At 75.6% G+C, this 1,847-nt stretch carries 2 protein-coding genes; one reads left to right on the plus strand and one right to left on the minus strand.

Annotation, left to right across the window (positions count from 1 at the left end):
- A partial coding sequence (locus AOK09_RS36535; RefSeq protein ID WP_245687654.1) for an FAD-binding oxidoreductase occupies nt 1-1,622 on the plus strand: 1,622 nt, incomplete at its 5' end.
- On the opposite strand, the gene AOK09_RS36540 is transcribed toward AOK09_RS36535, so the two are convergent.
- A partial coding sequence (locus AOK09_RS36540) for a phosphatase PAP2 family protein (RefSeq protein ID WP_157876200.1) occupies nt 1,594-1,847 on the minus strand: 254 nt, incomplete at its 5' end. The two genes, AOK09_RS36535 and AOK09_RS36540, sit on opposite strands and share 29 nt — an antisense overlap.

A 1,847-nucleotide genomic window follows, 5' to 3' on the forward strand; every position in this document is an offset into this window, starting at 1 on the left:
GCCGCCGCACCCTGCTGCGGGCCGGCACCGGAGCCCTGGCCACCGCCTGGCTCGCCGCCTGCACCCCGGGCTCGGGAGGCCGTACCGCGACCGGCGGCACCGCCGCGGACACCGTGCCCCGGGCCTCCGGCGCCCCGTCCTCCGCGGCCGGCCGCCCGATGACGGCGGCCGGCGCCACCGCCTCTCCCACCGCGGTACGCCCCAGCGACTGGACGGCCCTCTCCCGGGATCTGCACGGCAACCTGATCCGCCCCGGGGACAGCCGCTACGCCGTGGCCCGCGAGAGCTTCCAGCCCCGCTACGACACCGCCCACCCCTCCGGGGTGGCCTATCCGGCGACCCCCCAGGACGTGGCCACCTGCCTGGCCTTCGCACGCCGCTACCGCGTGCCGGTGGCGGTACGCAGCGGCGGCCACTCCTACGCCGGCTGGTCCACCACCAGCGGACTGCTGATCGACGTCAGCCGGCTGAGCACCGTCTCCGCCTCCCGGGGCGCCGCATCGGTGGGCTCCGGGGCCCGGCTGGTCGACGTCTACGCGGGCCTGGCCGCACACGGCAGCACCGTGCCCGCCGGCTCCTGCCCCACGGTCGGGGTGGCCGGGCTCACCCTCGGCGGCGGCGTCGGAGTCACCAGCCGCGCCTACGGACTGACCTCCGACAACCTCACCGCCGCCCAGATCGTCACCGCCGACGGCCGCATACGCACGGTGGACGCCAAGCACGACGCCGACCTCTTCTGGGCACTGCGCGGCGGGGGCGGCGGGAACTTCGGGGTGGTCACCCGCTTCGACTTCCGCACCCACCCGGCCCCGGACTGCTCCTACGCCTTCCTCTACTGGCCCTGGCGGCAGGCGGCCGCCGTACTGCGGGGCTGGCAGCGCTGGGCCCCGGCCGCGCCCGACCCCTTCTGGTCCAGCCTGCACCTGGCGGCGGACCACACCGGCCCGCAGCGGGTCGGGGTGACCATCGTCCACCTGGGGACGGCCTCCTCGCTGCAGAACGAGATCGACCGGCTGACCGGCGCCATCGGCGCCTCCCCGGCGACCTCGGTGCTCCGCAGCCGCTCCTACCTGGACACCATGCTGGCCATGGCGGGTACCCTCGGCTGGACCGTCCCCCAGTGCCATCTGCCCGGGAGCCTGCCGGGGCGGCAGCCCTCGGGCAAGGTCGTACGGGAGTCCTACGGGGCCCGGTCCGACTTCTACACCCGGAAGCTGACCGACGCCGGCATCAGCACCCTGCTGGCCGGTGTGGAGCGCTACTCCCGCACGGTCCCGGCGGGCGGCAGCTCCGCGGTGGCACTGGACGCCGTGGGCGGCGCGGTGAACCGGGTACGGCCGCAGGACACCGCGTTCGTGCACCGCGACGGCCTGTTCCTGGCCCAGTACATCGCCAACTGGCCCAGCGGGGCCACGGTGGCCCGCCACCAGGCCTGGCTGGACGGGGTGTGGCAGTCGATGCGCCCCTACGCCAGCGGCCAGGCCTACCAGAACTATGTGGACCCGCGGCTCACCGACTGGCAGCAGGCCTACTACGGGGCCAACCTGGCCCGGCTGCGGAAGGTCAAGGCCGCGTACGACCCGGGACGGCTCTTCAGCTTCCCGCAGGCCGTCCCCAGCTGAGCCGCCGCCCGGCGGCCGCGACCAGCGGCCCCGCGGCGGAGCGGGCGACCGCCCGGCAGAGCGGCACCAGCAGTGCGGTGGCCGGCGGGGCCAGCAGCAGTACGACCGCGGTGCCCAGCGCATAGCCGCCCAGCACATCGGTCGGGTAGTGCACGCCCATGTAGACCCGGCAGAAGCCCTCCAGCAGGGCCAGCACCACGGCGAGCAGGCCGAGCCGCCGCTCCA

Origin of the sequence: Peterkaempfera griseoplana, from assembly GCF_001418575.1 — a bacterium.
In the GTDB taxonomy this organism is placed as follows: Bacteria; Actinomycetota; Actinomycetes; order Streptomycetales; family Streptomycetaceae; genus Peterkaempfera; species Peterkaempfera griseoplana.